Source organism: Paenibacillus phytohabitans (assembly GCF_013141775.1).
Taxonomy (GTDB): Bacteria; Bacillota; Bacilli; order Paenibacillales; family Paenibacillaceae; genus Paenibacillus_AQ; species Paenibacillus_AQ phytohabitans.
Genome location: NZ_WHOB01000053.1, coordinates 1 through 4755, shown reverse-complemented (window position 1 = coordinate 4755; position 4755 = coordinate 1). Strand labels below are relative to the sequence as shown.

The window sequence follows — 4755 nt, the reverse complement described above, 5'->3', positions numbered from 1 at the left end:
CTGCTGCGGATCCGCGCGCAGCCGGCGACCGATTAACCAGGGCGAGACCGTTACCGGGTCCTGCAGGCGGGTTGGTTGACCCCCGGCGAGTTATCGATCGCTGCCCCGAAGGCAGCCAGGTACTGGAGCTCATCGGCAGCAGCTGCAATAGATCGGCAGTCGGCAGTGTGGCCAACCGGCGCGCCGGGCGCACGGGCCTCCGGAAGAACGTCTACCGCTGCTGCGGATCCGCGCGCAGCCGGCGACCGATTAACCGGGGCAAGGCTGTTGCCGGGCTCCTGCAGGCGCACCGGTGGGTTCACCGGCATCCAGGAGAGCGCCGGCAGCTGCTGCGGTAGATCTGCAGCCGGCAGTGTGGCCAACCGGCGCGCCGGGCGCACGGGCCTCCGGAAGAACGTCTACCGCTGCTGCTGCGGATCCGCGCGCAGCCGCCGACCAATTAACCAGGGCAAGGCTGTTGCCGGGCTCCTGCAGGCGCACCGGTGGGTTCACCGACATCCAGGTGAGCACCGGCAGCTGCTGCCAATCTACACTCAGCCAACCGTTCCTCCAGGTTAGGCAATATTTTGCGTGTAAGAAATTCTGCTTCGTGGATGTTCCCGGATGCATTGGCACGATCAATCGCTTGCTTAGTATTTCGGATAGCCAAGGTATGTCCAGCTATAGTTTTATTCATAACAATTCCCCCTATGTTCCCATTTCTCCATTCAAATATTTTTCAAGGCATTCCTCACAGATAACACCTGAATCCTCATCACCTTCACATTCGCAAATAGAACAAGGCGTTTGACAAACCGTCTCTTTCATTTCAGACCCCCTATTAATAAATAGATACTACAAACTTTCTGGATCAATATTGGTATAACGGCGCAAATCATCCGCTGAAATATCTCCATTCTTGTAGGATTGGATCAGATCATTCAAGCGTCTCTGCGCCAATTTCTTAGGATCTATTCCTCTTAAATGTTCAATTTTCTGAGCATGTTCATATGATTCCTGGTCCAAATTATTCACACTCCTCATAGCTAATATTGCTGCGTATTCTATTTTGATTAAAATCAGGCTCATTTTTCTAGTTCCCGTTCTAGTTCCCAATTGCTCTGTTGATTTCGAAAATCAGAAAAAAGCCTATTATCACGCGGGTTTTCGGCTTTAATAAACGGGAACTAGAAACGGGAACTAGAAACGGGAACTAGAAATCTATTAAAAAGAGATTACTCCTCTTCATTGTCTAAAAAGCTTTGAATTCGATCCTCATCCCATGCAAGCGTGTACCCACCTTTTGTACTTGTCGGGGGAAGTAAAAAATCCAACTTCACCAATTGGCCCATCAGTTGCAGCACCTTCTCCTTGCGCATTCCAAGGGCTTGCTGAATATCGGTGGAACGGGTGGATCTCGTCTCACAAATCATTCGCTGAACTCGCAGCAGCAATTTTTCATCGCTCTCCCGGCTATCCACTAGCCAAGGCTTCAACCCTGTCTCTGGATCATACTCAGGTGCCACTTTCCCTTCTTTGCTGAGTTGATCTACATAAGTAGCCGCTGTTATGTAGTCAATGTTCAACGCTTGCTGAAGCAATCTGCCGGATACTCCGTTATGATCCCTTGCTAAGCGGATTACTTGTTCATACACACTCTCATTGATGAGCGGCTCCTCCTCTTCCTCCAGATCAGCCCATTCTCCTGTGGGGAATTCACTCAATGGGTTCTGCTCTACAGATTCAGTAGCCATTTGCTCCGTTTCAACCTCTTCAAATATCGTAGCAAACACCGAGGAACTTTCATTCACTTGCTCTGAATCGGCCTTATCCATACGCATATCATTCCGCCAATAACTCTTGAGTTTCTCAATATACTGGGTGGTTTCATCATCATCCGCGCTGATCGCCGCCGACTGGAATCTCTTTTGCCCTCCACCGTTCAGCATGCAGATCCCATCTCCGCCGCCAAGTAAATGTGGATTACCTGTATCCAGGACAGTTTTGTAATCATAAACACTCCGCAACTGGAATGCCACCCGAGACGGAAGATTCGATTTAATAACACCAGTCACCACATCCACACTGGGACGCTGAGTACCCATAATTAAATGAATTCCCGCAGCTCTACCCATTTGCGTCAGACGTTGCACGGTGTCCTCCACATCTGTTTTAGCAAGTACCATTAAATCAGCATATTCATCTATAACGGTCACAATATAAGGTATTTGTTCTTGTGGATGATTTCGATTATATTGCAACAAATTACGGGCACCCACTTGTGCGAAACGTGTATACCGCTTCTCCATCTCTACCACAATTTTTTTAAGCGCAAGTGACACTCGCATCGGGTCAGTCACAGGTGGAGAGATTAAATGCGGTAAGCCGGTATACATCATAAGTTCGACCATTTTGGGGTCAATGAGCAAAAATTTCACTTGTTGCGGAGAACGTGTTGTTGCCAGAGAAGTAAGTAATCCATTGATATAAACAGACTTTCCCGATCCGGTGAATCCAGCCACAAGCAAATGAGGTAACTTGGCCAGGTCTACCAAAACTGGTTTACCCTCCATATCCTTCCCGAACACCATTGGTAATTGAGCAGTTTTAGAAAATTCCCTAAGTTCATTTACCAAATCACTCATATACACAAATGCACGTTCTTGATGTGGTATTACAAAAGCTGCTGAACTTGGAAAAGCAGAAGAAGCCACCGCAAACCCCTGATCTTGCCCGATATGATTCGCTAGATCATCTCTTTTTTTGACCAGGTCACTGAGCTGCAGACGGGCGGGTAATCGAAAAGAAATGGTTTGTAGCGTTGGCCCGGCATCGATGGACAGAATTTCTGGCGGTTCATCCATTTTCAGTCCTGCCAATTGGACAGTATTGAAGATGAGCTCCGATGCCTGCTCTGCCGATAATGTAGAAGAAGAATACGGCCGAGGGTTCGGTGGGAATAGAGCATAGGGTCCCGATTGAACACTCTGTACGCCCGCAAGCATAACCGGCCTATGATTGGGTTCACCCCGCTCGGGTGTGGAAGACATAGATTCCACACCACCGGCATTCGGCAGCTTGCTGAGCGAAATGTCTGATGATGATGGCCCCAGTTTCAATTCCCGGTTTCGAATCATTTGCAGCAACTGGTTAAACCATGGCCGCATGCGTTTCCGATGCTTCCAAGCGAATGTCGTAATATGAGGAACACCCACAATGCAGAGCCACAGTGTTACTGCATACCGGAGCACCATTTTTGCCAAATGGCTGAGTTCTGGTGCTGGTTGCAGGAACAATACGACTACACTTCCCAATGCAGCCATGACAGTCAGGCGGTTCACGTACTGTCCAAAAGATTCCTTTGACGGTGGATCTGGAGTGCTCACTGTGGACTCAGCTTCCTTTCATCATGGTCTGGATCAGATCTCTCAGCTGCTGATTGAACCGAGCCGCATTCTCTTTCACGAGAGGCCACCACGCATCGGACTCGTCAAATACAAAATGATACGCCTCGGTAAGATTTCGCAACAGCATAATCACCAAAAATACACCCAATGTTTTGACGAGCCAGGTCGGCAAACCATTGCTGCCTTTCTTGTAAAACACCCATAGCAATATCGCGATAATGACAACTGTTAAATTCATTTTCAACCACTCCCCGCAACTAACAATTTGAAGTACTTGGATACCCCTATCCACCATCCGTTATGTGCAGCATAATAACCACGTGGATTATCTTTAGCAGACAACCACTGGATGGGATCTCTTCCGGCTGGAAGATCCTGAGACAGCTTAATAATCGTATTCGCCGCAATCTGCGCGGACTCACCAGTCGAGAGTTGCGCCCCCTTCCCCTTGCACCAGCAGCCAAAAACATTCCACGGATTGCGGATAATCTCCGAGGCATGGTTATTGTTTCTCGGCACAAATGACTGTTCTTGACCGGTAATGGCGATAAGCAAATAAGGAGAGACATTTTTGATTCGCCCCGCCTCATCGATCATTTGAAGTAGGCTGCGATCCGCCAGCGCTGATTTTCGCTTCTCCAGAAATTGCAGCACATATTCGATATTTAAGGACTGGTATCCCAGCTCTCTTGGCAATGTAGGTATTTCTGTACCAGGAGCAAATACATACTCCAGGGGATCAACCGGCACCCGGTTCAGTTCCACTTGAAAATGTAAATGGGGTCCGGTAGACCGACCGACAATACCTTGCCCAATGGCTCCGATCAGCTGCCCTTTGCTCACTACATCCCCCACCGATACGTTCATCTGAGTAGAAAGATGTCCGTATATGGTCACTAACCCATTGCCGTGATCGATCATAATCGCCTGTCCATAACCACTTGCGGCTCCAGCCATCGTCACCGTTCCCGCTGCCATGGCATAGACCGCCTGTAGCTCAGTATTCGCAGCACCATTCGCAATATCAATTCCCTTGTGCATTCGAGTGGTGCCAAACAGATCACGCAGCGCAAACGGAGAAGAAACCCGATCAATGGTCGGTACCGGCCAGACGTAGGCCGTTCCGTCCACATCCAGCTGTACAGGAGCCATCCAGGCATACTGACCTGCTGTTTGTGGCTTATAGCTGTCGGTATCCGAGAAGATCATGAACGGCAAGAAGACAAATAACACCACTAGTGCAGCCAATCCAAGAAAAATCAGCACCAAGCCGATTCCGGGGGAACTAAGCGCCGAAAGCACCCCGATGATTTTCTTCATCTCTTTGGCCTTTTTAACAACTTCCACCTGTCCTCCTCCTCTATCCTGC

Annotated in this window: 6 protein-coding genes; all 6 read right to left on the bottom strand. The window is 49.0% G+C overall.

The features are described 5' to 3' along the window. Window positions 1-249 precede the first annotated feature (249 nt). Entirely contained in the window at window positions 250-498 is a 249-nt protein-coding gene (locus GC101_RS17700) for a hypothetical protein (protein WP_171718316.1), read from the bottom strand. Then, the gene (locus GC101_RS17695; protein ID WP_171718315.1) at window positions 440-676 is read right to left on the bottom strand and encodes a hypothetical protein; all 237 of its coding nucleotides are present in this window, start codon (window positions 674-676) and stop codon (window positions 440-442) included. Before GC101_RS17695 ends, GC101_RS17700 begins: the two co-directional genes overlap by 59 nt. Before the next feature lie 158 nt (window positions 677-834). Beyond that, the gene (locus tag GC101_RS17690) at window positions 835-1068 is read right to left on the bottom strand and encodes a hypothetical protein (RefSeq protein ID WP_171718314.1); all 234 of its coding nucleotides are present in this window, start codon (window positions 1066-1068) and stop codon (window positions 835-837) included. Between the two features lie 146 nt (window positions 1069-1214). Continuing rightward, complete coding sequence (locus GC101_RS36190; RefSeq protein ID WP_171718313.1) at window positions 1215-3365, bottom strand: FtsK/SpoIIIE domain-containing protein; 2151 nt, start codon at window positions 3363-3365, stop codon at window positions 1215-1217. Window positions 3366-3372: 7 nt separating this feature from the next. After that, window positions 3373-3624, bottom strand: a complete 252-nt coding sequence (locus tag GC101_RS17680) for a hypothetical protein (protein WP_171718312.1) — start codon at window positions 3622-3624, stop codon at window positions 3373-3375. 2 nt (window positions 3625-3626) lie between these two features. Continuing rightward, window positions 3627-4755, bottom strand: a 1129-nt coding sequence (locus GC101_RS17675) for a M23 family metallopeptidase (protein ID WP_216626655.1), incomplete at its 5' end; no start/stop codon positions are given.

Excerpts from the sequence above, each read along its gene's own strand:
- GC101_RS17700 (WP_171718316.1), bottom strand. The coding sequence starts at position 498 with ATGTCGGTGAACCCACCGGTGCGCCTGCAGGAGCCCGGCAACAGCCTT.
- GC101_RS17690 (WP_171718314.1), bottom strand. The coding sequence starts at position 1,068 with ATGAGCCTGATTTTAATCAAAATAGAATACGCAGCAATATTAGCTATG.
- GC101_RS17680 (WP_171718312.1), bottom strand. The coding sequence starts at position 3,624 with ATGAATTTAACAGTTGTCATTATCGCGATATTGCTATGGGTGTTTTAC.
- GC101_RS17695 (WP_171718315.1), bottom strand. The coding sequence starts at position 676 with ATGAATAAAACTATAGCTGGACATACCTTGGCTATCCGAAATACTAAG.